A 22,786-nucleotide genomic window follows, 5' to 3' on the forward strand; every position below is an offset into this window, starting at 1 on the left:
GGCCTCAGTGCTTCCCATGGTTGACGACCCTACGGGACGGGCGTACCGCGCCTGGTCCGCCCGCCCCGCAGGGAGGTGTGCTTTCGTCAGCGGATGACGCCGGCTCGCATGGCCAGCGCCACCATCTGTGCCCGGTCGCCCGTGCCGAGCTTGCGCCCGATCCGGGAGAGGTGGGACTTGACGGTGAGGGCGGAGAGCGAAAGCTCCTCGCCGATCTCCTTGTTGGACTGCCCGTCGGCGACCAGCTGGAGCACCTCCACCTCACGAGCGGACAGCTCGCGCGGGGTGTTGTCGGTGCCCGCGACGCGGGTCCCGGTGGCCAGCACCGGAGCCACGCTCGGGTCGGCGTAGACGCCGCCTTCGAGCACGCGCCGCACGCCATCGGTCACGACGACCGGCGACGCGGACTTCAGCAGGTACGCCTGGGCCCCGGCCTGGAAGGCCGAGCGGACCGCGTACGGGTCGTCCGAGGATGCGAGTACGACCACGCGCGGCCAGCCGTGGCTACGGAGTTCCGTAACCAGCTCGATGCCGCTGCCGTCCGGCAGTCCGAGATCGAGGATCGCCAGGTCACAAGGCCCAGTGGCCTGTGCTCGCGCCCTCGCCTCGGCCACCGTGGCGGCTTCGTGGACGGTTCCCGCACCCATCTGTGCGAGTCTTGCTGCGATTGCCTCCCTCAACAGCGGGTGGTCATCGACCACCAGTACCGAAAAAAGCTCTTCCCGCGGGTGCGGAACCATGCTCGCCGGCAACGCGCCGGCTGGCGTGGATCGGACGGCCTGAGAAATGCCGACGGTAGCCACGTCACTACCTCCCTGGAGTCGGTCGTGCCCCCCGACCGGCACCGGGACCTTCGGCCGTTCAGCCGCGCCAGCTTTAGACCGAAAGTGGTGTCGTCGAAGGCACTGTAGCCGCCCTGAGGCCGTTGCGGGGGGATCGAATGGGTATCTATCTCAAACGAACAGTCACTCAGTGGGTTCGTAGTAACACGATCGGGCTAGTACACGGCCGGTTGCTAACGGATAGCCCAGTGAACACGATGCTAAGGAGTTACCGGCGCCCAAATGGCCGTGCAGATGAGGCGTGCAGCTGCCGGTGCGCCTAGTGGCGGGGGTCCGGATGGGCGCCCGCGACCCCCGGAATGTGGCTCCGGCCGGGGCTTGATCGACTCCCTCACGAGGCGTCCGGGGCGCCTGTCCGCGCCCGGAGCCGTGACTGTCCGTGTCTGTTGCGGGGTGCTGGTGACCGTGGGGCCCTCGTTTTGATCTTGTTGCGGTGCGTGACCGCGAGGCGTCACGAACGAGGAGACGTGAAACGACCTCGGGGATGGTCCCGGCGCCCAGGGGGTGCCCCGGTGGTCATCCGCGGTACTCGGCCCGCGAGGCGGCATCTCGGCGGCCCGGGGCCGGGTGAACAGCGTTCTTTGGACGTGAATTTTGCTCACATCCGTACAAGGAGCGTTCCGGGGACGGCCCGGGGCGGCCGGCCGTTGCCGATTCGTTGCCGAAGATCGCCCGGACGCCGGGTCAGGAGCCCTGGCGCTGCCCGAAGAGGGTCACCCCGACCGGGGGGAGGCCCACGACGCTCGCCATCACCTGGCAGAAGGCCTGCCCGTGGGGCAGCAGTCCCGCGTCCGTCGGCGTCCACGACGCCCGCAGCTCCAGGTCGTCGGTGCGGGCCGGGCCGGAGAGGTCGCCGAAGCGGGCCGACGACGTCTCCGTCACCGTGCCGCCCAGTGCCTTCCAGCTCGCCCCGGACACTTCCAGCGCGTCGGTCAGCCACGACCAGCCGACCGCCGGCAGGAACGGGTCCGTCGCCAGCTCCCGGTCCAGCTCCGCGCGCACGTACATGACGAGGCGCAGCACGCCGTCCCAGCCGTCCTGGCCGTCCGGGTCGTGCAGCAGGACCAGCCGTCCCGAGGCCAGCACGTCGGCGGGCCCGGACACTTCGCAGCTGACCGCGTACGACCACGGCGCGAGCCGCTGCGGCGCGCGCATCGGCTCCAGCAGCACCTCCCGGCGGGGCCGGACGGACTGCAGCGCCGCGACTGCTTCGCGGAAGAGTTCGGGCACTGGCGTCATCGCGGTCACGCACCGACTTTAGGGCGGGCACGCCCTGTTGCGGGCGCAGGCGCGCCGAGAGAACGGCCCGCCCGGGCTCGTGGCACGATTGACCGCGATGTCTCAGACCACGCCCCTGCCGCGCCACGCCGTCCCGTCCGGTCGCCGCGAGCTGCCCGAAGCCCCGTTCCTGGCCGCCGCGCGCGGTGAACGCCCGGCCCGCACGCCCGTCTGGTTCATGCGCCAGGCCGGCCGCTCGCTGCCCGAGTACCGCGCGCTGCGCGAGGGCGTGCCGATGCTCGATTCCTGTTTCGATCCCGAGATGCTCGCCGAGATCACGCTGCAGCCGGTCCGCCGCCACGGCGTCGACGCGGCCATCCTGTACAGCGACATCGTGGTGCCGCTCAAGGCCGCCGGGGTCGACATCGACATCGTGCCCGGCACCGGCCCGGTGGTCGCGACGCCGGTGCGCGACCTCGCCGCGGTGAAAGCGCTGCCGGAGCTCGAGCCCGAGCAGGTCTCGCCGGTTGCCGACGGCGTCCGGTTGCTGGTCGAGCGGCTCGGCGGCACCCCGCTGATCGGGTTCGCCGGCGCGCCGTTCACGCTGGCCAGCTACCTCATCGAGGGTGGCCCGAGCCGCAACCACGAGCACACCAAGGCGCTGATGCACACCTCGCCCGAGGTGTGGCACGAGCTGGCCGGGCGGCTGGCCGACGTCGCCCTGACGTTCCTGCGCGCCCAGCTCGACGCCGGCGTCGACGCGGTGCAGCTGTTCGACTCCTGGGCCGGGGCGCTGTCCGAGCGGGACTACCGCGAGTTCGTCCTGCCGCACTCGGCCAAGGTCCTCGCGGGCGTCGCGGAGTACGGCGTGCCGCGGATCCACTTCGGCGTAGGCACCGGGGAGCTCCTGGCCGCGATGCGTGACGCGGGCGCCGACGTCGTCGGCGTCGACTGGCGGATCCCGCTGGACGAAGCCGTGCGGCGCCTCGGTGGGCGAGCGATCGTCCAGGGCAACCTCGACCCGGCGCTGCTGCACGCGTCCTGGCCGGTGCTGGAGGCCGAGGTCCGGCGGATCGTCGAAGAGGGCAAAGCGGCCGACGGCCACATCTTCAACCTGGGCCACGGCGTGCTGCCGGGCGTCGATCCCGACGTGCTGACCCGCGTGGTCGGGCTGGTGCACGAGCTGTGAAGCGCGTCGCGGTCGTCGGGGGCGGCGTTTCCGGGCTGACCGCGGCGTACCGGCTGCGGCGGCTGCTCGGCCCCGAAGCCGAAATCACCGTCTTCGAGAAGACGACGGCGCCGGGCGGAAAGCTGCGCACCGCCGAGCTGGCCGGGGTGCCCTACGACGTCGGCGCCGAGGCCTTCCTCGTCCGCCGCCCGGAAATGCTCGCGCTGGCCCGCGAGCTCGGGCTCGACGTCGTCCACCCGACGAAGGCCCGGGCGAAGATCCACGCGGGCGGCGCCGTCACCGGGCTGCCGCCCGGCACGGTCATGGGCGTGCCGGCGTCCGCGGAGTCGGTGGCCGGGGTGCTTTCCGAGGCGGGGCGCCACGCGGTCGAAGCCGAGCCGTCGCTGCCCGAGCTGCGGCTGCCGGGCGGCGACGTGCCGCTGGGGCCGTTGCTGCGCGAGCGGTTCGGCGACGAACTGGTGGACCGGCTGGTCGACCCGCTGCTCGGCGGCGTCTACGCGGGTGGCGCCGACGGCCTCGGCCTGCGCGCCACCATGCCCGGCCTGGCCGCCGCGCTGGCGGCGGGCGCGGGCTCGCTGACCGCGGCGGCCGCCGCGCAGCTGCCGGCGAACCCGTCGACGGCGCCGGTGTTCGGCACCGTCCCGGGCGGCCTCGGCACCGTGATCGACCGGCTGACCGCGGCCTCCGGCGCCGAGCTGCGCACCGGCCTGCCGGTGTGCGAGATCGAACGGCACGGCGCCGGCTGGCGGCTGCGCATCGGCGCGGCACCGACCGCGCACGCGCCGGCGGACAACCTCGCCGAAGCGGACGCCGTCGTGCTCGCGGTGCCCGCGCCGTCGGCCCGCCGCCTGCTCACCGACGTCGTCCCGGCGGCTTCGGCGGCCTTCGGCGAGGTCGAACTGGCGTCGATGGCGGTGGTCGCGCTGGCGCTGCCGCCCGGCACCGCGCTGCCGGAGGCGTCGGGGATCCTGATCGGCCAGGGCGAGCGGGACGCTTCGGGCGTGCCGTACGCGTCGAAGGCGTTCACGTTTTCGTCCCGGAAGTGGGCCCACTACGGCACCGGGCCGGTCCTGGTCCGCGGCTCGGTCGGCCGGTTCGGCGAGCCGGGCGCGCTGCAGTTCGACGACGTCGAGCTGGTCCGCGTGGTCCGCGACGACCTCGCCCGGCTGACCGGCGTGGCGGCGGCGCCGGTGGAGACGCTGGTGACGCGGTGGGGCGGCGGGCTGCCGCAGTACGGCGCCGGGCACCTCGACCGCGTCGAGCGGATCGAAAAGGCCGTCGCGGAGGTGCCGGGCCTGGCGATCGCCGGGGCGACCCTGCACGGGGTCGGGCTGCCGGCCTGTGTCGCGACGGCGGAAGCCGCGGCGCAGCGGATCGCCGCGTACCTGACCGCGTGAGTGCTCTCACCCCGACCCGTGGCGGCGACGGTGCCGCCGCGGTGACAGGATGGGGACATGGCGCGGGTCAACTACAACGAGCTCAACGACACCATCCGCTACACCACCTGGTCGGTCTTCCGGATCGAGCCGGGGCGGCTGGGCGAGGACCGCGGGACCGCCGGCCGTGAGACCGCGGAGTACCTCGACGGGCTGGAGGCCAAGGGCGTCGTCGTCCGCGGCGTCTACGACCTGTCCGCGTTGCGTGCCGACGCCGACTTCATGATCTGGTGGCACGCCGAGGAGATCGAGCAGGTCCAGGCCGCCTACGCCGGGTTCCGCCGGACGCCGCTGGGCCGCGCGTCGACGCCGGTCTGGAGCCAGACCGCGCTGCACCGGCCCGCCGAGTTCAACAAGAGCCACATCCCGGCCTTCCTGGCCGGTGAAGAGGCGCGCAAGTTCATCTGCGTCTACCCGTTCGTGCGGTCCTACGAGTGGTACCTGCTGCCGGACGCCGACCGCCGCAAGATGCTCGCCGACCACGGCAAGGAAGCCCGCGACTACCCGGACGTGCGCGCGAACACCGTCGCGTCGTTCGCCCTGGGCGACTACGAGTGGATCCTCGCCTTCGAGGCCGACGAGCTGCACCGGATCGTCGACCTCATGCGCCACCTGCGCGGCACCGAGGCGCGGCTGCACGTGCGCGAGGAGATCCCGTTCTACACCGGCACCCGCGTGCCGCCCGCCGAGCTCGTCGCGGCTCTCCCGTAGTGCGCGAGGTCCTGGACGGCGTCTGGCGCACCCTGACCGGGGACGCGCCGGGACCGGTCGAGCTGACCGGCGCCGAAGACGTGCTGCCCGGCCCGTACCGGGTGGCGGCAGCGGCCACGGTGTCGGTCGCGGCGGCGACCCTGGCGGCCGGGGAAATGCTTCGGTTGCGTGACATCGAGCCCGGCGTCGTCACGGCGGACACGCGCCACGCGGCGGCGGCGTTCCGGAGCGAGCAGCTGCTGCGGGTGGACGGCGTCGGCGCGGAGTCCGTCTGGGCACCGCTGTCGGGCGACTACCGCGCGGCCGACGGCTGGGTCCGGCTGCACGCCAACTACCCGCGGCACGAAGCGGCGGTGTGCTGGGGCCTCGGTGTCCCCGGGTCCCGCGAGGCCGTCGAAAAGGCGGTCGCCGGACGCCGGGCGCGCGAGGTGGAGCACGCCGTCGTGTCGGCCGGGGGAGCGGCGGCCGAGCTGCGTTCGCCGTCGGACTGGGCGGCGCACCCGCAGGGCGAGGCGGTGGCGTCGCTGCCGCTGGTTTCGCTGACACCGCTGGACCCGGCTCCGAAACGGACGCTGTTCTACTCGGACCGGCCGCTGGGCGGGATCCGGGTGCTGGAGCTGACGCACGTGCTCGCCGGGCCGGTGGCCGGGCGGGTCCTGGCCGCGCACGGCGCCGACGTCCTGCACGTCGGGGCCGCGCACCTGCCGCGGGTCGAGGCGCTGGTGCGGGACACGAACCAGGGCAAGCGTTCGACGTTCGTCGCGCTGGACACCGAGGGCGGCCGCGCGCGGCTGAAGAAGCTGATCAGCCGCGCGGACGTGCTGGTCCAGTCGTTCCGCCCGGGTGCGCTGGAGCGCATCGGGTTCGGGCCCGCGGAGCTGGCCGAGCTGCGGCCGGGCTTGGTGATCGCGGACCTGAGCGCGTACGGCTGGGAAGGCCCTTGGGCGCGCCGGCGCGGGTTCGACAGCCTGGTCCAGATGTCGAGCGGCCTGGCGTGGGGCGAGCCACCGTCACCGCTGCCGGTCCAGGCCCTGGACCACGCAACGGGCTGGCTCACGGCGGCGGCGGTGATGACGGCGTTGCACCGCCAGGTCACCGACGGCGGAACGTGGCGAGCCCGGCTGTCCTTGGCGGGCACGGGCCGATGGCTGGATTCGCTGGGCCGCAAGGAAACGCCGGCGGCGGACGTCGACTACGGCGACCTGCTGGAGGAAGTGGACAGCGGCTACGGCCGGATGACGCGGGTCCGGATGGCCGGCGGCTTGCCGGGCGCGCAGCCGTACTGGGAGTTCGGGACGCGGATGCCGGGAGTCGACAAACCGACCTGGACGCCCTGAGGCGGGACCTGCCCTGAGGCGGAACGCGCCCCCCTTGGGGGCCGCCCCAGTTCCAGTCTGCCGGCTCAGTCCGACGAAAAGCCTGGTCAGACGCCCGGCGGGACTGTGGATCAGCGCCGCCGGAGGCGGTCCACCAGCCGCCGCTTCGGCTTCGGGAGGTGGCCGTGCTCGATCAGCCACGTCGCGAACTCGTCCGCGTACGCCCCCGACCGTTCCGTCGCCTTCTTCGGCCGGGCCGCCGTGAACTGCGCGAACAGCGACCCGTACCGCTCGCCCAGCGCCTCCGCCAGCTCGGGCCGCTGATAGGCCAGCACCCGCCCGTGCTTCCGGCGGAGCACCTGAGCCTCCACCTTCAGCCGGGCGGGGTCGAAGCCCGCCGGGGCCGGGCCGTCGGCCAGCAACGCGTGCAGCAGCTCCGCCTGGCGACGGGCCAGCTCCGAACGGCTCACCCCGTCACCGCCGCCCGCAGGGCCGACAGCTCCGCCGCCAGCTCGTCGTCGGTCGGGTAGTCGTCGTCGCGCTCCAGCAGCACTCCCGGTGGGTCCGTCCGGCGGCGGAGCTCCGTCAACAGCGACAGCACCTCCGGCAGCACCGGGTGCGCGTGCGTGTCGTGGTAGACGCCGTCGCGCTCGATGCCGCCCGCCATGTGCACGTACGCCAGCCGCTCCCAGGGGATTCCGTCCAGGAACGCCACCGGGTCCGTGCCGATGTTGCGGGCGTTGGCGTACAGGTTCGCCACGTCGATGATCAGCCGGCAGCCCGTCCGGTCGGTCAGCTCGGTGAGGAACTGCTCCTCGGTCAGCTCGGCGTCCGGCCAGTCGAGCACCGCGGCGATGTTCTCCAGCGCCAGCGGCACGTCCACGATGGACTGGGCCAGCCGGACGTTCGCCACCAGCACGTCCAGGGCCTCGCGCGTGCGGGGGAGGGGCATCAGGTGCCCCGAGTCGAGGCCGCCCGCGCGCACGAAGCACACGTGGTCGCTGACCAGCGGCGCGTCCAGCGCCCGCGCGACCTCCGCGAGGTGCTGGACGCGGCCGGTGTCCAGCGGCTCGGCCCCGCCGAGGGACAGCGAGACGGCGTGCGGCAGCACCGGCAGGCCCCGCTCGCGCAGCGTCACGAGCGTCTCCGGCAGGTGGTCGGCGTGCAGGTTCTCGGCGACGACCTCGACCCAGTCCACGCCCGGCAGCCGCGCGATGGACAGGTCGAGCTCGTGCCGCCAGCCGATCCCGATGCCCAGCTCACCCACCGCAGCCCCCTCCGCCGCACGACGAACCGCACGAAGACCCGCTGCTGCACGACGAGCTCGAGCAGGACGACCCGCTGCTGCAGGACGACCCGCCGGACGAGCCACCGCCCCCGAACGACGTCACCGGCGGGGTCAGCGCCGCGCTCAGCTCCTCGTCCGGGTACATGGCCCAGCCGCCCAGCGCGACCGCGGCCGCCGCCCCGCCGAGCAGCACGCCGCCGGCCAGCATGCCGGCCGGCACCGGTCCGCTCGCCGCGGCCCGGGCCTGGCCGAGCAGGCGGTGCCCCGCGGCCGACGGCTGCCGGGCGCCCGTCTTCGACCGGCGGACCGCCGCCACGATCGCCAGCACCGCCGCGACGAGGACCAGGAACACCAGGACCCCGACCGGGCGGCCGAGGGAAATGCCGTTGACCAGCCGCGCCACGCCGAACGCCAGCACCGCCAGCTGCAGGAGGAGCCCGAACGTCCGCGCCTGCTGCTTGGCGGCCGCCGACGCCAGCAGCCCGCGCTGGTCGAGGCCCTCCTCCAAGGCCCGCATCGCCGCCGACTGACGGCCGTGCGCTCGCAGCGTCGCCGTCGTCTTCAGCTGCGCCGCGTCGAAGACCGCCCGCTCCAGCGGGTCGGCCGGCCGCGTCCCGGCCTGGCTGACCTGCTTGTAGCTGTTGACGCGCAGCTGCCCGCGCTCGACCAGGGCGGCGATCGCCGCGTCGACGGCCCGGTCGGGGCCGCCGGCGAGGAAGGCCAGCTGGTAGACGCTCGGCGGCGGATCGGGCGTGACGGCGTCCGCCCGCATCGCGCGGCTGCTCACGATCCCGGTCACGACGAGCCGGACCAGCAGCACGGCGCTGAGCAACGCGATGTAGAGGACCACGAAATCCGGTCCGGAGATGCCCCACGGGTCGGTCATCGCCCGTCTCCCCTCAGTGTGTCGCGGTTACCGTAGCTGTGAGACGCACGCGCTCGCGTCGGCGTTTCAACCACCACAGCCCCCGCCGCCGCCGCCACCGCCGCCGCAGCCACCGCCCCCACCGCCGCACGAGCTGCCGCCCCCGCCGCAGGAGCTGCCGCCGTAGTAGCCGACGGCCGCGCCGCCGCCCCCGCTCGCCCAGCGGGTGCGCGGGCGGCGGGCGGCGCGTGCCGTGGACTGCTGCGTGGCGCGGCTGACGGCCAGCCGGACGTCCTTCTCCGGGTGGCTGCCGAAGCCGTCCGCCGCGACGGCCCCGGACGGACCCGTGACGAGCGTCCGGGCGCGGCGCGCCTCTTCCGCGGCCCTCCGGCCGGCGAGGGTGGCCTTCACCTGGGGCTTGTTCGCGGCGCGGACCGTGGCCACCACGGCCGCGACGGTGTTCAGGACGAGCAGGCCCAGCAGGAAGCCGACGGGGTGCCCGGTCGAAGAGCCCGCGATCAGCCGGACGACGCCGAGGACGAACAGCGCCCAGAGCGCCACGGTGGTCAGCAGCCGGGTCCGGCGCAGTTTCCGGACGTCGGTGAGCAGCGCGCGGGCCACCAGCCCGGCCTCCAGGTTCGCCACGGACGGGTGGCGCGCCACCTCGGCGCGCACCCGGTCGACGGAGCTGCCGGTCTTGCCGATCCGCGCGAGTGCGGCCCGGCCCAGGTCGTCGGTTGCCGAACCCCGGACGCGGTGCACGCGTCCGGTGCCGTCGAGCCGGATCAGCTGCCGCTCGAGCAGCCGGGCGACGACCAGTTCACCGGCGCGCTCCCGCCCGCCGGTCAGCAGCGCCAGTTCTTCGGCCGTGTCCGGTGCCCCGCCGGTGCGTCCCCGCGCGAGCAGCGCGGCGCGCACTACCGCGACCAGCGCCACGAGAAACAGCAACCCCAGGTAAAGCCCCGCGAACACCGGTCCGGGAATACCCCAGGTGTCGGTCATGAGTCCGCCCTCCCTCGTCCGTGTGCGGAGACTACGTTCGAGGAAGGGCGGCGGGTTGCTCGCTTAAGGGAGATTTAGGGCGGCGGGTTTTACGGCTCGGTGACCAGTTTCAGCGAAATCGAGTTGATGCAGTAGCGCTGGTCGGTCGGGGTCGGGTAGCCCTCGCCTTCGAAGACGTGCCCGAGGTGGCTGTGGCAGGAGCCGCAGAGCACCTCGATCCGCTTCATGCCCATGGTGCGGTCTTCGCGCAGCAGCACGGCGTCGGAGTCGGCCGGGTCGTAGAACGACGGCCAGCCGCAGTGGCTCTCGAACTTCGTGTCGCTGCGGAACAGCTCGGCACCGCAGGCGCGGCACTCGTAGACGCCGGTGGCCTTGGTGTCGGTGTACTCACCGGTGAACGGCCGTTCGGTCCCCGCCTGGCGGAGCACGGCGAACTCGTCGGGGCTGAGCTGCGCCCGCCATTCCTGCTCGGACTTCACGACGCGAGGGGTCGCGCCGACAACGGGTTTCATACCTTTCACCCGATCCACGTTACGCCGCGAGCCAGGCGAGGGCGTGCACCACGATGTCCCATGCGGCCACGATCACGCCGAGCACGATGAGGATCACGATGAGGGCCGACACCCAGTAGCGCAGCCCGCCGAGGCGGTTGCTGGAGTCGGCGAAGTCGGCGACGCCGTCGAGGGCGGCCTCGATGGTGTAGTTCGGGCCACAGCGTTCGATGCGGTCGAGGTGCTCGGCGAACGCGCGCGCCTCCGGGTCGTACGGGTCCAGGCCGACCAGGTCCTCGTGGAAGCGAGGATTCGGGCCCGGCAGTGAAGCTCCGTCGTCGGCCATGCCACCACGGTAGGCCATCCGCGCCGCTCAGCCCACCGGACGCGCGTTACGTCTCAGTAGCTCGGGCTGGCCGTGATGGCGTCGAGCTTGGTGTTCGCGTCGATGAGGGTCTGCCCGCCGACGATCACCATCCGGAACTTGTGCCGGCCGTTCAGGATGTTGAGGTACATCTGCACGGAGCCGTCTTCGGCGACACCCTCGTCCGTGCGCGCGGTGTTGAACGCGCCCACGTTTTTCTTGTTTTCCGCCCAGTACTGCTGGAACTGCTGTTGGTCGCCGTAGACCGCCTGGGCGGCCGGGGTCAGCATGTTCCAGTTGTCGGTCGGGGCGTTGAAGAAGTTGACCAGCTGCTGGCCGGTGGGCCCGATCGCGGTGACCTTGCCCTCGGAAGGGGTCTTGCCCAGGTCGGCGGGCGGCGCCGAGGTGCTCGGGCTGGCGGACTTGGACGTGCTGCTGTGACCCGTCGTCGGCTGGTTGCCGGGCGACTGGGCGGTCTGGTTGCCGCCCGAACCGCCGTTGCCGGAGTTCAGGACCAGGAACACGATCACCGCGACCACGACGACCGCCGCGCCGGCGCCGGCGAACAGCGCGTACTTGCGCTTGTTGTCCGGCTTCGCGGTGCCTGACGAGTACTGGGGGGCCCTGGCCGACGGCGCGGCCGCGGGCACCGGTCTGGGCGGGGTGTTCGGCGGCGCGGCCGGGGACCGCATCGGCATGAACGCCGCGGTCGGGCGCGGCGGGTTCGACGGCGCCTTGTTCGCGGGCACGGGCGTGCCGACCGGCGGGGACGAAGGTGCCTTGTTCGCCGTCCGCTGCCAGGGTGGCCGCTCGCCGTCGTCCGCGGAGGCGGGTGCGGCGGGCTTGCGGCCCGCGCCGCCGGAGAGCAGCGGCGGGGACGCCGTCATGCCGCCGGGCTCGGTGCGGGCCAGCGCGGCCAGCCGCTCGCGGGCCTCGGCCATGCTCGGCCGCTCGCCCGGCTCGCTGCGCAGCAGGCTCATCAGCAGCGCGGTGGCCCCGCCCGCCTGCACCGGCGGGTTGATCTGGCCGTTCGCCGCCGCGTAGAGCAGCGCGAGCTGGTTGGTCGTGTTGCCGTACGGCGTGGTGCCCTCGATCGCTTGGTAGAGGGTCGCGCCGAGGGCGAAGACGTCGGAGCTGGGCACCGGGTCGGCGCCGCGGGCCAGCTCGGGCGCCAGGTACGCGGGCGTGCCGCCGATCAGGCCGGTCGCCGTCAGCGTCATGTCGCCGGCCGCGCGGGAGATGCCGAAGTCGGTGATCTTCGCGGTGCCGGTCTCGTCGATGAGGATGTTGCCCGGCTTGACGTCACGGTGCACGATCCCGGCCCGGTGGGCCGCCACCAGCGCGGACGCGACCTGCTCGCCGATCCGGGCGACCCGCCCGAGCGGGAGGGTGCCTTCCTCGGCGAGGATCGTGGAGAGGCTGGGCCCGTTCAGGTACTCCATCACCAGGCACGGGTCGCCGTTGTGCTCGGCGATGTCGAACACCACGATGGCGTTCGGGTGCTGGAACCGGGCCGCGTTCTTCGCCTCGCGCATCGCGCGCTGGCGCATGTTGTCGCGTTCGGTCTCGGAGACACCCGGCTGCGGGAGGATCTGCTTGATCGCGACGGTGCGTTCGAGGCGCACGTCGGTCGCGCGCCACACGACACCCATGGCACCGCTACCAATGTGCTCGACGAGGCGGTAGTGCCCCGCGATCAGCTGACCGGTGTCGATGGCGACTGCTCCTGACGAAATTCCCGGTGGTGGTGGCCTTGCTCAGCGCGTTACCGCTTCGCGCACCCGATCGAGTGTAGCGGTCGGCCGCGCGCTGTTCGCGTCAGCCAGCCGGTCCGGCGGGCTGCGGTTCGGCCGGTGCCCGCTTCTTGAACACCTTGACCAGCCCGATCGCTCCGGCCAGCGCGAACACGCCGTAACAGGCGAGCAGCGCGGGCGGCGTGTCGCCGGTCAGGGCGTCGCCGAGGACGACCACGGCGACCGTGCCGGGTACGCTGCCGAGCAGCGTACCGGCCAGGTACGGGGCCAGCCGCACCGAGGACACCCCGCAGAGGTAGCTGAAGGGCGCGAACGGCACCACCGGGATCAACCGCAGTGACGTGATGGCGAGGACGCCGCCGCCGGAAAGGCGGTCGTTGACCGTCTTCACCGCGGACCGGTGCAGGTGCCGGGTGACCAGGTCGCGGCCGAGCAGCCGGGCCAGGCCGAAGGAGAGGCCGGCCGCGATGGTGGTGGCGACCAGGCCGATCGCGATCCCGGCCGCGGTGCCGACGAGCAGGCCGGCGGCGAGGTTGAACACCGTGCGCGGGAGGGGCGCCACGGTGAGCAGCGAGTACGCGGCGAGCAGCACGAGCGGGGTGGCGGGGCCGGTGGTGGCGGCCCAGGCCCGCAGGTCGGCCGGACCGGGGATCGGCAGCAGCACCGCGGCCGCCGCGAAGGCGGCGAGCACGGCGAGCGCGACGATCAGCTTGGTGCGGCCGGACACCCGTTCGAGCCTACCGGCCGGCGTTCGCGCGCTAGCGTGGCCGCATGCCCAAGCACGGTGACCCGGTCGAGTACGAGGTGGGCGGGCGCACGGTCCGCGTCACCAGCCCGGACAAGGTGTACTTCCCCCAGCGTGGCATCACGAAGCGGCAGGTCGTGGAGCACTACATCACGGTCGGCGCGCCGCTGCTGCGTGCGATCGGCGAGCGTCCGACGACGCTGAAGCGCTACGTCGACGGCGTCGAGGGCGACTGGTTCTACGCCAAGCGCGTGCCGAAGGGCGCGCCCGAGTGGGTTTCGACCGCCGAGATCACGTTCCCGTCCGGCCGCAAGGCGGCCGAGGTGTGCCCGACCGAGCCCGCGGTGTTCGCCTGGGCGGCCAACCTGGGCACGTTCGACTTCCACCCGTGGCCGGTCCGCCGCCCGGACGCCGACCACCCCGACGAGCTCCGGATCGACGTCGACCCGCCGGATCGGGCGGGCTTCGCGGACGCGGTCGAGGTGGCCGTGGTGGTCCGCGAGGTCCTGGCGGACGCGGGCCTGACGGGCTGGCCGAAGACCTCGGGCGGCCGCGGGGTGCACGTGCTGGTCCGCATCCGGCCGGAGTGGGATTTCGTGGCGGTCCGGCACGCGGTGATCGCGCTGGGCCGCGAGGTCGCCCGCCGGATCCCGGAGAAGGCGACGGTCAACTGGTGGAAGGAGGAGCGAGGGGGCCGGGTCTTCCTCGACTACAACCAGGCGGCCCGCGACCGGACGGTGGCTTCGGCCTGGTCGGTCCGCGGCACCCCGCGCGCCACGGTGTCGACGCCGTTGACGTGGGACCTGCTGGGCGAGGTGGACGCGGACGACTTCGACGTGCTGACGATCCCGCCGTTCCTGGAGAAGCACGGAGACCTGCACGCACCGATGGACGCCTCGCCGTTCGGGCTGGAGACGGCGCTGGAGTGGTACGAGCGGGACCTGCGCGACCACGGGCTGGGGGAGCTGCCTTATCCGCCGGACTACCCGAAGATGCCGGGGGAGCCGAAGCGGGTGCAGCCGAGCAAAGCGCGTCCCGAGTGACCTCACGGCTTGCGGCAGCTGTCGGCGGTCACGGCCGCCTTCGGGACGACCTTGCCGTTCTTGGTGCTCATGCTGGTGCGGTCGACGCGGTACGAGGTGCCGCCCTGGGCGTAGGCGGTCTCGATGAGCTCGCCGGATTCGTCGCCCGAGATGCTGTAGGTGATGTCGCATTCCCAAAGCAGGGTGCTCGCGCCGAGGGCGTTGAGCTTCGGCTCGACGACCACGTTGCACCCCGCCGAACCGAAACACTGCTTGGACTGCACGGCCAGGTCGACCGAGTAGTCCTTCGCCGTGGGTTCGGGCAGGACCGGTTCCGCAGTGGTCGGAGCGGCGAACGCGGGGATCGACGCGAGCACGCCGACCACCCACGGCCACTTCCTGTGCCGGGGCGGCGGAGCCGGCGGCGGGTAGTACGGCACCTGCGGGCCGGGTGAGGCAGGAACGGACATGACCACCTCCGTGACTCTGTGCTGGGGACAGACGTGACGGCGGAGCCCGGCGTGACGGCGTGGCACGATCGGGACTGCCCTCCGGGACCATTCGTAACCACGGCCACAGCCGTGGCGGTCATCACCGGATCAGCGACCACACCGGGGATTTACGCTCGGCCGAAAGAACCAATCCGAACACGGAGTGATCACCCAAGCGCCCGCTGTCGCCTTTCGGGTCACAAATGTTGCACGGCCGATTGCGATGTCACGATCTTGGTCTCCGACGGCGTAACGTGCGGTTCCGGATCGACGACTCCCCGGGACCGTCGGGGAGCGGGTCCGAGGAAGGAGGCCGTTCGTGGACGACCTGATCGCTTTCCTCGCGGCGCGCGTGGGCGCGCGGCAGGCGTTGATCATGCAGGCCGTCAACAAGGCGAAGGCCGGCGAGGTGATGAACCGCGGCGAGACGAAGGTCGCCGTGGAACAGAAGATCCGCGGGCTCACCGACCTCGAGCTCGACGTGGTCAACCAGATGATCAACGAGATCGAGGCGACCCGGCGGATCCTGCTCGCCCACCGCACGACCGTGTCGGAGAAGGTCCCCGGTTTTCCGCTCTACGGCAGCGAATACTGGTGTGAGACCTGCCACGTGCCCGCCGACGAGGCCGGCTCCAACTGGTGCCTCACGCTGCGCCTGCTGGCCCTGCCCTACGCCGACCACCCGGAGTACAGCGAGCGCTGGCGCCCCTGACGGGAATCCCGCCGGACGCCCGGCGTTGCACCCCGCGTGACGTTGTTCTCCGTGCTCGACCGCTCGCCCGTGCGGCGGGACCGCGGGCCCGCGCAGGCGCTGCGGGACACCATCGCCTTCGCCGCCGCCGTCGAACGGCTGGGCTACCACCGGTTCTGGGTGTCCGAGCACCACGGCGTGCCGGGCGTCGCCGGGTCCGCGCCGACCGTGCTCGCCGCCGCCGTCGCGAGCGCGACGAGCCGCATCCGCGTCGGTACCGGTGGCGTGATGCTGCCGAACCACCGGCCGCTGGTCGTGGCGGAGCAGTTCGGCGTGCTGGAAGCGCTTCACCCGGGCCGGATCGACATGGGCCTCGGCCGGTCCGTCGGCTTCACCGGCGGCGTCCGATCGGCGCTGGGACACGGCAAAGAGGACGCCGGCGACTTCGGCGCGCAGGTCCGGGAGCTGCTCGGCTTCTTCACCGGGGAACACGCTTACCCCGGCGTGCACGCCTACCCGGCCGAGGGGCTGCGCGTGCCGCCGTTCCTGCTGGCCACCGGGTCGGGCGCGGACCTCGCCGCGGAACTCGGGCTGCCCCTGGTGATCGCCCCGGTGCGCGGTGAACGTGCGCTGGCCGAAGCCGTGACGCGCTACCGGACCGGGTTCCGGCCGTCCGGCTGGGCGCGCGAGCCGTACGTGGTGGTGTCGACGGCGATCGCGGTGGCGGACTCGGCGGCGGACGCGCGCCGGCTGCTCGTCTCGGAAGCCTGGGCGACGGTGTATTCGCGCTCCCACGGCATCTTCCCGCCCCTGGAGCCGCCCGACGGCATCCTCGCGGCACCGATGACCGACCGCGAGCGCGCGCGGCTCGAGGAGACTTTGGACGGTCAGGTTTCGGGCACGCCGGCCGAAGTGGCGGACCGGCTGGGCAGGCTGGTCGCGGTGACCGGCGCCGACGAAATCCTCGCCACGACCGCCGCCTACGACCAATCGGCGCGGCTGGATTCTTTCGCCGCGCTGGCCGAACTGGCGGAGCTTCGCGTTTCCGCCGGGTGAATTGCCGCCGAATTGTCCGGCGATCGCGTGGGTTATCGGATTTCCGGCTGCCTCGGCACCGCGTGAACAATCGCCGGAGCGGATTTCAGCGGGCTCGCACCCGTTCCGCGATGCCGTGCGCCACCTCGGCCGGCGTTTTCCCCTCCGTGGACACCAGCGTCGCCGACCGGCGCAGCCACGGCAGGGCCTCGCCGTAGCGGTCGACGTGGTCGAGTCGCCACTGGCGGGCGAAGGTGTCGGCCGACTCCTCGATCCGGCGGCGCAGCTCGGCGGCCTCGGCGTGCAGCACGAAGTGGGCGACCGGGACGCCGCGGCCGGCCAGGCCGTCGAAGATTTCCCGCGCGTACGCCTCGACGAGGACGGTCTGCGGGATGACCAGCGTCCCGGCGTGTTCGTGCACCCGCACCGTGTTCTCCACGACGAGGGGCCGCCACAGCGGCAGGTGCTGGAAGTCGCCCTCGTGCTCCGGGAACGCCGTGCGCAGCAGGTAGCCGACGAACTCCGTGTCGAACGTCCGGGCGCCCAGCAGCCCGGCGAGCTCGCGCGCGGTCGTCGTCTTGCCCGCGCCGAACGTGCCGTTCAGCCAGACGATCACCCGAGCACCAGCGGCAGCCGCGCGGCCACGTCGCCCAGTGCCTCGCGCTCGGCGCCGGTGGGGGCGCGGCGCCCCGTCGCCACCAGCAGGACGTCCTCGTCCGGGAACGACGGCGGGAACTCCGCTCCCGCGATCTTCTCCAGCATCACCCGCGTGCGCGCCAGGCCCTCGGCAGGCGGCCCGGCCGCCGACGGCACGTTCGCCACCAGGTCCAGGTGGTGCAACGTCCACTCCAGCACGTACGCCGACAGGTAGTCGCCCGCGGTCAGCACCATGTCCTGCGTCGACACCCGCGTTCCCGGGTCCGCCAGGTCCGCCGCGCGGCCCGCCGCCGACCCCACGTCGTCCAGGTGGAACTTCAGCAGCGCCGGGTCCTGGTACGCCGCCGCCAGGCGGACGATCAGCGCCGACAGCGGGTCGTCGCCCGACGGCGGGGTCCCGGACACCGCCCAGTACGTGATCGCGTCGTGCGTCAACGCCGAGGACGCCGGGGTGGCCAGCGTGATCAGCACGTCCTGCGCGTCGATCACCAGGTGGCAGACCAGGTCCCGGACCAGCCAGCCCCGGCAGCCCGACGGCTTCTCGAACTCGGCATCGGGAAGGGAAGCGACCGCGGCGCGCAACGCCGCCCACGTGCGCGAAAAGAGATCCACGCGCGCGAAGCTAGCAGGGTCGAAGCCTCAATTGCAGCTGAGTCAACAGCCGCTGAGCCGGGTCCTCGAAGTCCACTCCGGACACCTCGGCCGCGCGGCGGACGCGATACCGGACCGTGTTCGGGTGGATGTTCAGCACCCGCGCCGCCGCGCGGACGTCGCCGAACGCGTTCAGCCAGGCCAGGACCGCCGGCACGAGGATGCCGCCGTGCTCGGTGTCGTGCTCCACCAGGGTCGTCAGCCGCGGGTCGCGGATCCGCGGCTGCGCGTCCAGGAAGGCCAGCACCTCCGACAGCAGCACTTCGGCGCGGACGTCGGCGAGCGAGGCGACGTCCGCGGCCCAGTGCCCGCGCGTCATCGCCGCCAGGACGCGGTCGGCGTCGCCGCGGGAGGCCGCCGCCTCCGACAGGCGGGGTACGACGCCGCCGAGGGCCGCCCGCACCGGGACGTCCAGGTGCCGGCGGGCCGTGGCGGCGATTTCGCGGGCCAGCGCCAGCACCGCCGCGTCGGAGTGCTCGGGCAGGTCCGGCAGCAGCGCGTAGACGCGGCCGCCGATCACGCTCACCAGCGCGCTGCGCCGGTAGGCCGCCGTGTGGACGGCGATCAGGTGGACGAGTTCGGCGCGTCGCAGCTGCCGGTTGTCGGAGCGCTCCAAAGAAAACGCCAGGACCTGGGCCGGCCGCGCGGGATCCGCGCCGATGTCGTCGGCGACGGACTCCGCGTCCAGCCGCCCTTCCAGGAGGCTGGCCAGGAGGTCTTCGCGCAGCCGCAGCTCCGGGCTCGGCAGCGTGCGGGCCCGGATCAGCTGCGGGGCCAGGGTGCGGCTCGCCCCGAGCAGCGCCGTCTCGGCCCGTTCGGTGAGCGGCTGGGCGCCCTCCTGGACCCAGATCGTGCCGAGCGGCTGCTTGCCCGCGTGGATGCCCGCCGCGATGCGGCGGCGGATGCCGAGCTCGGGCCGTTCGTCGATCCGGACGATCCCTTCCCCGGCGCGGAGCCGCTGGTAGACGCCCCATTCGCGCAGCATCGCGAGGTAGCGTTCCGGGCCTTCGCGGCCGAGGATCGACAGCCGGCGCAGCTCGTCGACCTCGTCGCCCGCCCGCGAATACGCGAGCACGCGGTTCGCCGTGTCCTCGATGCTGACCAGGCCGCCGGTGAGCGTCGCGATCGTCTGGGCCAGGGCGAACAGGTCGCCGAGCACCTCGCCGCCGGCCGCCTCCCCGCCCGCGCGGGCGGCCTCGACGACTCCGCGCGCCAGCGATTCGACCTGCTCCCAGCGCGCCTCCGCCCCGACCGTGAGCAGCGCGACGCCCGCGTCGGCGGCGACGTCGGCACCGGTCGCGCCCTTGACCGCCACCGCGGCCGCGCCGCCGCGCCCGGCCGCGCGGATGGCCGGGGCCGCCGCCCGGCCGCGGGCGCCGATCACCAGCACCAGGTCGCCGGGGGAGGCCTCCAGGGGGTCTTCGGGGTCGAGGATGACGACGTCGGTGACCGCGACGCCCAGGCCGTGCGGGGCCACGACGACCTCGACGAGCGGCTCGCCCAGCGTCGCCAGGACGTGGCGCAATGACGTTATCCGATCGGCCAATGTCACTCGAGCGATTTTAGCCGATCGAACAAGCCTCCGACGCGTGTCCGGAGTTACCGTTCGGGGCATCACCAGGGAGTAAGCCAGCAGAGGAGCCGCCGTGGACGCCGTCACCCAGACCCCCGCCCCGACGAACGAGCCGGTGCTGACCTACGCGCCGGGCAGCGCCGAGCGCGCCGAGCTCGAGGGTGCGCTGAAGCGGCTGGGCCAGGCGGAACCCGTCGACCTCACGGTGACCATCGGCGGCGAGCAGCGCCCCGGCGGCGGCGAGCGGATCGACGTCGTCCAGCCGCACAACCACCGGCACGTGCTGGGCACCATCCACAGCGCGACGCAGCAGGACACCATCGACGCCATCGCGGCCGCCGCCGAGGCCGCGCCCGAGTGGCGTGCGCTGTCCTACGACGACCGCGCGGCGATCCTGCTGCGCGCCGCCGACCTGCTGACCGGCAAGTGGCGCGCCACGCTGAACGCCGCCACCATGCTCGGCCAGTCGAAGACCGCGACCCAGGCCGAGATCGACTCCGCCTGCGAGCTCGCCGACTTCTGGCGCTTCAACGTCGAGTTCGGCCGCCGCATCCTCGCCGAGCAGCCGATCAGCTCGCCGGGCGTGTGGAACCGGATGGAGCACCGCCCCCTGGAGGGCTTCGTCTACGCGATCACGCCGTTCAACTTCACCGCGATCGCCGGGAACCTGCCCACCGCGCCCGCGCTGATGGGCAACACCGTGCTGTGGAAGCCGTCGCCGACGCAGTCCTTCGCCGCGCACCTGACCATGCGGCTGCTCGAAGAGGCGGGCCTGCCGCCGGGCGTGATCAACCTGCTGCCGGGCGACGGCAAGGCCGTCTCCGAGGTCGCGCTGACCCACCGCGACCTGGCCGGCATCCACTTCACCGGCTCGACCGCGACCTTCCAGCACCTCTGGGGCACGGTCGGCGCGAACATCGCGGGCTACCGCGGCTACCCGCGGCTGGTCGGCGAGACCGGTGGCAAGGACTTCGTGCTCGCGCACCCCTCCGCCGACGTCGACGTCCTGCGCACCGCGCTGGTGCGTGGCGCCTTCGAGTACCAGGGCCAGAAGTGCTCCGCCGCTTCGCGCGCGTACATCCCGCGCAGCGTCTGGAACGAGCTGAAGGACGGCCTGGTCGCCGAGACCGAGGCGCTGTCCTACGGCGACGTCACCGACCTGTCGCACTTCGGTGGCGCGGTCATCGACCGGCGCGCGTTCACCAAGCACTCGGATCTCTTCGACCGCGTCGAGAACGACGCCTCGGTGGAGGTCCTCACCGGCGGGACCGCCGACGACAGCGTCGGGTTCTTCGTGAAGCCGACGATCCTCGTCTCGGACGACCCGAAGCACGAGATCTTCTCGACCGAGTACTTCGGCCCGATCCTCTCGGTGCACGTCTACGAGGACGGCGGCTTCGACGACGTCCTGAAGCTGATCGACTCCTCCGCCGCGTACGCGCTGACCGGCGCGGTGATCGCGAACGACCGCACGGCCGTCGCGAAGGCGTCCGAGGCGCTGAAGTTTTCCGCGGGCAACTTCTACGTCAACGACAAGCCGACCGGCGCCGTCGTCGGCCAGCAGCCCTTCGGCGGGGCGCGGGCTTCGGGCACCAACGACAAGGCCGGCTCGATCTTCAACCTGCTCCGCTGGACGAGCCCCCGCTCGATCAAGGAGACGTTCGTGCCGCCGACCTCCGTGCGCTACCCGCACCAGGGCTGAGAGGGAGACCGTCATGCTGCGTGCCCCGCTGCTCGCCGCCGCCCGGTCGAAGGGCATCCGGCGGCTCGTCGAGGCCGTGCCCGCCACGCGGTCCGTGGTGCGCCGGTTCGTGGCCGGGTCGGAGATCGCCGACGCCGTCCGCGTGGCCGGGGAACTGGCCGCGGACGGGCGCCGGATCACCCTCGACCACCTGGGCGAGGACACCACCGACGCCGCGCAGGCGGCGGCGACCGTGGCGGCCTACGAAGCCGTGCTGACCGCGCTGGCCGCGGAAGGCCTGGCCGAGGGGGCGGACGTCTCGGTGAAGCTGTCGGCGGTGGGACAGTTCCTGCCGTCGGACGGCGAGGACGTCGCCTTGGAGAACGCGCGGAAGATCTGCGCGGCGGCCGAGGCGGTCGGCGCCACCGTGACGCTCGACATGGAGGACCACACCACCACGGACTCGACGCTCGGCATCCTGCGCGAGCTGCGTGGCGAGTACCCGTGGGTGGGCGCGGTGCTGCAGGCCTACCTGCGCCGCACCGAGCAGGACTGCCGGGAGCTGGCCGGCCCCGGGTCGCGGGTGCGGCTGTGCAAGGGCGCGTACGCGGAGCCCGAGTCGGTCGCGTTCGCGGAGAAGGCCGAAGTGGACAAGTCGTACGTCCGTTGCCTGCGCGTCCTGATGGCGGGGCGCGGTTACCCGATGGTGGCGTCGCACGACCCGCGGATGATCGAGATCGCCGCCGCGCTGGCCGAAGAGCACAGCCGGAAGGACGACGACCACGAGTTCCAGATGCTCTACGGCATCCGGCCCGAGGAGCAGGCGCGGATCGCGGCTTCGGGGGCGCGCATGCGCGTCTACGTGCCCTACGGCGACGAGTGGTACGGCTACTTCATGCGGCGCCTGGCCGAGCGCCCGGCGAACCTGGCGTTCTTCCTGCGCGGGCTCGCGACGAAATCCTGAACATGACGGAGGCCGCCCCGCGGGGCGGCCTCCGTCATGTGGTGGTGGTCAGGCCTGTTCGGCCTCGGCTTCGGCGGCCTTGCGCTTGACCTCGTCCATGTCGACCTCGCGAGCCTGCTTGATGAGCTCTTCGAGGGCGGGCTCGGGCAGCGCGCCCGGCTGGGCGTAGATCAGCGTCTTGTCGCGGATGATGGCCAGCGTCGGGATGGAGCGGACGTCGAAGGCGGCGGCGAGCTGCTGCTGCGCTTCGGTGTCGACGCTCGCGAACACGAGGTCGTCGTGCTTCTCGGAGGCCTTCTCGTAGACCGGCGCGAACTGGCGGCACGGCCCGCACCAGCTCGCCCAGAAGTCGATCAGGACGAACTCGTTGTCGTTTACCGTCTGGTCGAAGTTCTCGGCAGTCAGCTCAACGGTGCTCATGCCCTGGTCAACGATCCGGGCGCGGCGGGAATTCCCGGGGCCGGGGTAGCGTCTGATCGCGAGTACCCGCGAAGAGGAGGAACAGATGGCCGACGGCGAGATCCTGGGCCGGATCGACGAGCTGATCGCGGAGGAGCACGAGCTCCGGTCGCGCTCGGTCGGCGTGGGACTGAGCGGCGGCGACAAGGATCGCCTCACCGCGGTCGAGCAGCAGCTCGACCAGTGCTGGGACCTGCTCCGGCAGCGGCGCGCGAAAACGGAGTTCCACGAGAACCCGGACGAGGCCGCGGCCCGGCCGGTCTCCGAGGTGGAGTCCTACCGGCAGTAGGCCCGAGCGGCCGCCCCTCGCGGGGCGGCCCCCCAAAAAATCTTCGCCGGCG

Annotated in this window: 25 protein-coding genes; 10 read left to right on the forward strand and 15 right to left on the reverse strand. The window is 72.8% G+C overall.

What is annotated here, in order from left to right; genetic code table 11:
* Positions 1-86 precede the first annotated feature (86 nt).
* Positions 87-803: a response regulator gene (locus QRY02_RS02725; RefSeq protein ID WP_033261886.1), complete on the reverse strand. Its 717-nt coding sequence runs from the start codon at positions 801-803 to the stop codon at positions 87-89.
* Between the two features lie 723 nt (positions 804-1,526).
* Positions 1,527-2,090, reverse strand: coding sequence for a DUF3000 domain-containing protein (locus tag QRY02_RS02730; protein WP_285989908.1), 564 nt, complete (start codon positions 2,088-2,090; stop codon positions 1,527-1,529).
* Positions 2,091-2,178: 88 nt separating this feature from the next.
* On the opposite strand from QRY02_RS02730, the gene hemE reads away from it, so the two are divergent.
* The 4 genes from hemE to QRY02_RS02750 are packed head-to-tail and all read left to right on the forward strand — an operon-like array spanning position 2,179 to position 6,733.
* Positions 2,179-3,249, forward strand: a complete 1,071-nt coding sequence (gene hemE / locus QRY02_RS02735) for a uroporphyrinogen decarboxylase (RefSeq protein WP_285989909.1) — start codon at positions 2,179-2,181, stop codon at positions 3,247-3,249.
* Positions 3,246-4,646, forward strand: a complete 1,401-nt coding sequence (gene hemG / locus QRY02_RS02740) for a protoporphyrinogen oxidase (protein WP_285989910.1) — start codon at positions 3,246-3,248, stop codon at positions 4,644-4,646. Before hemE ends, hemG begins: the two co-directional genes overlap by 4 nt.
* A gap of 57 nt (positions 4,647-4,703) precedes the next feature.
* On the forward strand, positions 4,704-5,396 hold the full coding sequence (gene hemQ, locus QRY02_RS02745) for a hydrogen peroxide-dependent heme synthase (RefSeq protein WP_013224514.1): 693 nt from the start codon (positions 4,704-4,706) through the stop codon (positions 5,394-5,396).
* Positions 5,396-6,733 (forward strand): CoA transferase, encoded by a 1,338-nt coding sequence (locus QRY02_RS02750; protein ID WP_285989911.1) that lies wholly within the window; start codon positions 5,396-5,398, stop codon positions 6,731-6,733. Before hemQ ends, QRY02_RS02750 begins: the two co-directional genes overlap by 1 nt.
* 110 nt (positions 6,734-6,843) lie before the next feature.
* Here the strand turns inward: QRY02_RS02750 and QRY02_RS02755 are convergent, their stop codons facing one another.
* From QRY02_RS02755 to QRY02_RS02790, 8 genes are all read right to left on the reverse strand, one after another.
* Positions 6,844-7,182 (reverse strand): SCO6045 C-terminal-like domain-containing protein, encoded by a 339-nt coding sequence (locus QRY02_RS02755; RefSeq protein ID WP_285989912.1) that lies wholly within the window; start codon positions 7,180-7,182, stop codon positions 6,844-6,846.
* Complete coding sequence (locus tag QRY02_RS02760) at positions 7,179-7,979, reverse strand: MbnB/TglH/ChrH family RiPP precursor modification enzyme (protein WP_285989913.1); 801 nt, start codon at positions 7,977-7,979, stop codon at positions 7,179-7,181. Before QRY02_RS02760 ends, QRY02_RS02755 begins: the two co-directional genes overlap by 4 nt.
* Positions 7,972-8,886: a TIGR04222 domain-containing membrane protein gene (locus tag QRY02_RS02765; RefSeq protein ID WP_285989914.1), complete on the reverse strand. Its 915-nt coding sequence runs from the start codon at positions 8,884-8,886 to the stop codon at positions 7,972-7,974. The genes QRY02_RS02760 and QRY02_RS02765 overlap by 8 nt, the downstream gene beginning before the upstream one ends.
* 66 nt (positions 8,887-8,952) lie before the next feature.
* Positions 8,953-9,867 (reverse strand): TIGR04222 domain-containing membrane protein, encoded by a 915-nt coding sequence (locus QRY02_RS02770; protein WP_285989915.1) that lies wholly within the window; start codon positions 9,865-9,867, stop codon positions 8,953-8,955.
* 89 nt (positions 9,868-9,956) lie between these two features.
* Positions 9,957-10,379, reverse strand: coding sequence for a peptide-methionine (R)-S-oxide reductase MsrB (gene msrB / locus QRY02_RS02775; protein ID WP_285989916.1), 423 nt, complete (start codon positions 10,377-10,379; stop codon positions 9,957-9,959).
* A 19-nt stretch (positions 10,380-10,398) separates the two neighbouring features.
* On the reverse strand, positions 10,399-10,704 hold the full coding sequence (locus QRY02_RS02780; protein WP_199191365.1) for a hypothetical protein: 306 nt from the start codon (positions 10,702-10,704) through the stop codon (positions 10,399-10,401).
* A 53-nt stretch (positions 10,705-10,757) separates the two neighbouring features.
* A complete protein-coding gene (locus QRY02_RS02785; protein WP_285993747.1) occupies positions 10,758-12,422 on the reverse strand; it encodes a serine/threonine-protein kinase in 1,665 nt (554 codons plus the stop codon).
* Between the two features lie 118 nt (positions 12,423-12,540).
* A complete protein-coding gene (locus QRY02_RS02790; RefSeq protein WP_285989917.1) occupies positions 12,541-13,203 on the reverse strand; it encodes a TVP38/TMEM64 family protein in 663 nt (220 codons plus the stop codon).
* 44 nt (positions 13,204-13,247) lie between these two features.
* On the opposite strand from QRY02_RS02790, the gene QRY02_RS02795 reads away from it, so the two are divergent.
* Positions 13,248-14,264: a DNA polymerase domain-containing protein gene (locus QRY02_RS02795; RefSeq protein ID WP_285989918.1), complete on the forward strand. Its 1,017-nt coding sequence runs from the start codon at positions 13,248-13,250 to the stop codon at positions 14,262-14,264.
* Between the two features lie 2 nt (positions 14,265-14,266).
* Here QRY02_RS02795 and QRY02_RS02800 read toward each other — a convergent pair whose 3' ends face one another.
* A complete protein-coding gene (locus tag QRY02_RS02800; RefSeq protein ID WP_285989919.1) occupies positions 14,267-14,713 on the reverse strand; it encodes a hypothetical protein in 447 nt (148 codons plus the stop codon).
* Positions 14,714-15,053: 340 nt separating this feature from the next.
* Between QRY02_RS02800 and QRY02_RS02805 the strand changes: the two genes are divergently transcribed.
* Together QRY02_RS02805 and QRY02_RS02810 are read left to right on the forward strand one after the other, a co-directional pair.
* Complete coding sequence (locus QRY02_RS02805; protein WP_013224525.1) at positions 15,054-15,446, forward strand: DUF6221 family protein; 393 nt, start codon at positions 15,054-15,056, stop codon at positions 15,444-15,446.
* Positions 15,447-15,482: 36 nt separating this feature from the next.
* Positions 15,483-16,481, forward strand: coding sequence for an LLM class flavin-dependent oxidoreductase (locus tag QRY02_RS02810; RefSeq protein WP_285989920.1), 999 nt, complete (start codon positions 15,483-15,485; stop codon positions 16,479-16,481).
* Between the two features lie 85 nt (positions 16,482-16,566).
* Here the strand turns inward: QRY02_RS02810 and QRY02_RS02815 are convergent, their stop codons facing one another.
* From QRY02_RS02815 to QRY02_RS02825, 3 genes are read right to left on the reverse strand one after another with little or no spacing between them, the layout of a single operon-like run.
* On the reverse strand, positions 16,567-17,076 hold the full coding sequence (locus QRY02_RS02815; protein ID WP_285989921.1) for an AAA family ATPase: 510 nt from the start codon (positions 17,074-17,076) through the stop codon (positions 16,567-16,569).
* Positions 17,073-17,729 carry a maleylpyruvate isomerase N-terminal domain-containing protein gene (locus tag QRY02_RS02820; protein ID WP_285989922.1) on the reverse strand — a complete coding sequence of 219 codons (657 nt, stop codon included), beginning with the start codon at positions 17,727-17,729 and terminating at the stop codon, positions 17,073-17,075. Before QRY02_RS02820 ends, QRY02_RS02815 begins: the two co-directional genes overlap by 4 nt.
* Positions 17,730-17,739: 10 nt before the next feature.
* Entirely contained in the window at positions 17,740-19,302 is a 1,563-nt protein-coding gene (locus QRY02_RS02825) for a PucR family transcriptional regulator (RefSeq protein WP_285993748.1), read from the reverse strand.
* A 112-nt stretch (positions 19,303-19,414) separates the two neighbouring features.
* On the opposite strand from QRY02_RS02825, the gene pruA reads away from it, so the two are divergent.
* The gene (gene pruA, locus QRY02_RS02830) at positions 19,415-21,043 is read left to right on the forward strand and encodes an L-glutamate gamma-semialdehyde dehydrogenase (RefSeq protein WP_285989923.1); all 1,629 of its coding nucleotides are present in this window, start codon (positions 19,415-19,417) and stop codon (positions 21,041-21,043) included.
* Positions 21,044-21,056: 13 nt separating this feature from the next.
* Entirely contained in the window at positions 21,057-21,986 is a 930-nt protein-coding gene (locus tag QRY02_RS02835) for a proline dehydrogenase family protein (RefSeq protein WP_285989924.1), read from the forward strand.
* A 48-nt stretch (positions 21,987-22,034) separates the two neighbouring features.
* Here QRY02_RS02835 and QRY02_RS02840 read toward each other — a convergent pair whose 3' ends face one another.
* Positions 22,035-22,406, reverse strand: a complete 372-nt coding sequence (locus QRY02_RS02840; RefSeq protein WP_093951826.1) for a thioredoxin family protein — start codon at positions 22,404-22,406, stop codon at positions 22,035-22,037.
* A gap of 85 nt (positions 22,407-22,491) precedes the next feature.
* Between QRY02_RS02840 and QRY02_RS02845 the strand changes: the two genes are divergently transcribed.
* Positions 22,492-22,734 carry a DUF2630 family protein gene (locus QRY02_RS02845; protein WP_013224533.1) on the forward strand — a complete coding sequence of 81 codons (243 nt, stop codon included), beginning with the start codon at positions 22,492-22,494 and terminating at the stop codon, positions 22,732-22,734.
* Positions 22,735-22,786: the final 52 nt, after the last annotated feature.

Origin of the sequence: Amycolatopsis sp. DG1A-15b (assembly GCF_030285645.1) — a bacterium.
In the GTDB taxonomy this organism is placed as follows: Bacteria; Actinomycetota; Actinomycetes; order Mycobacteriales; family Pseudonocardiaceae; genus Amycolatopsis.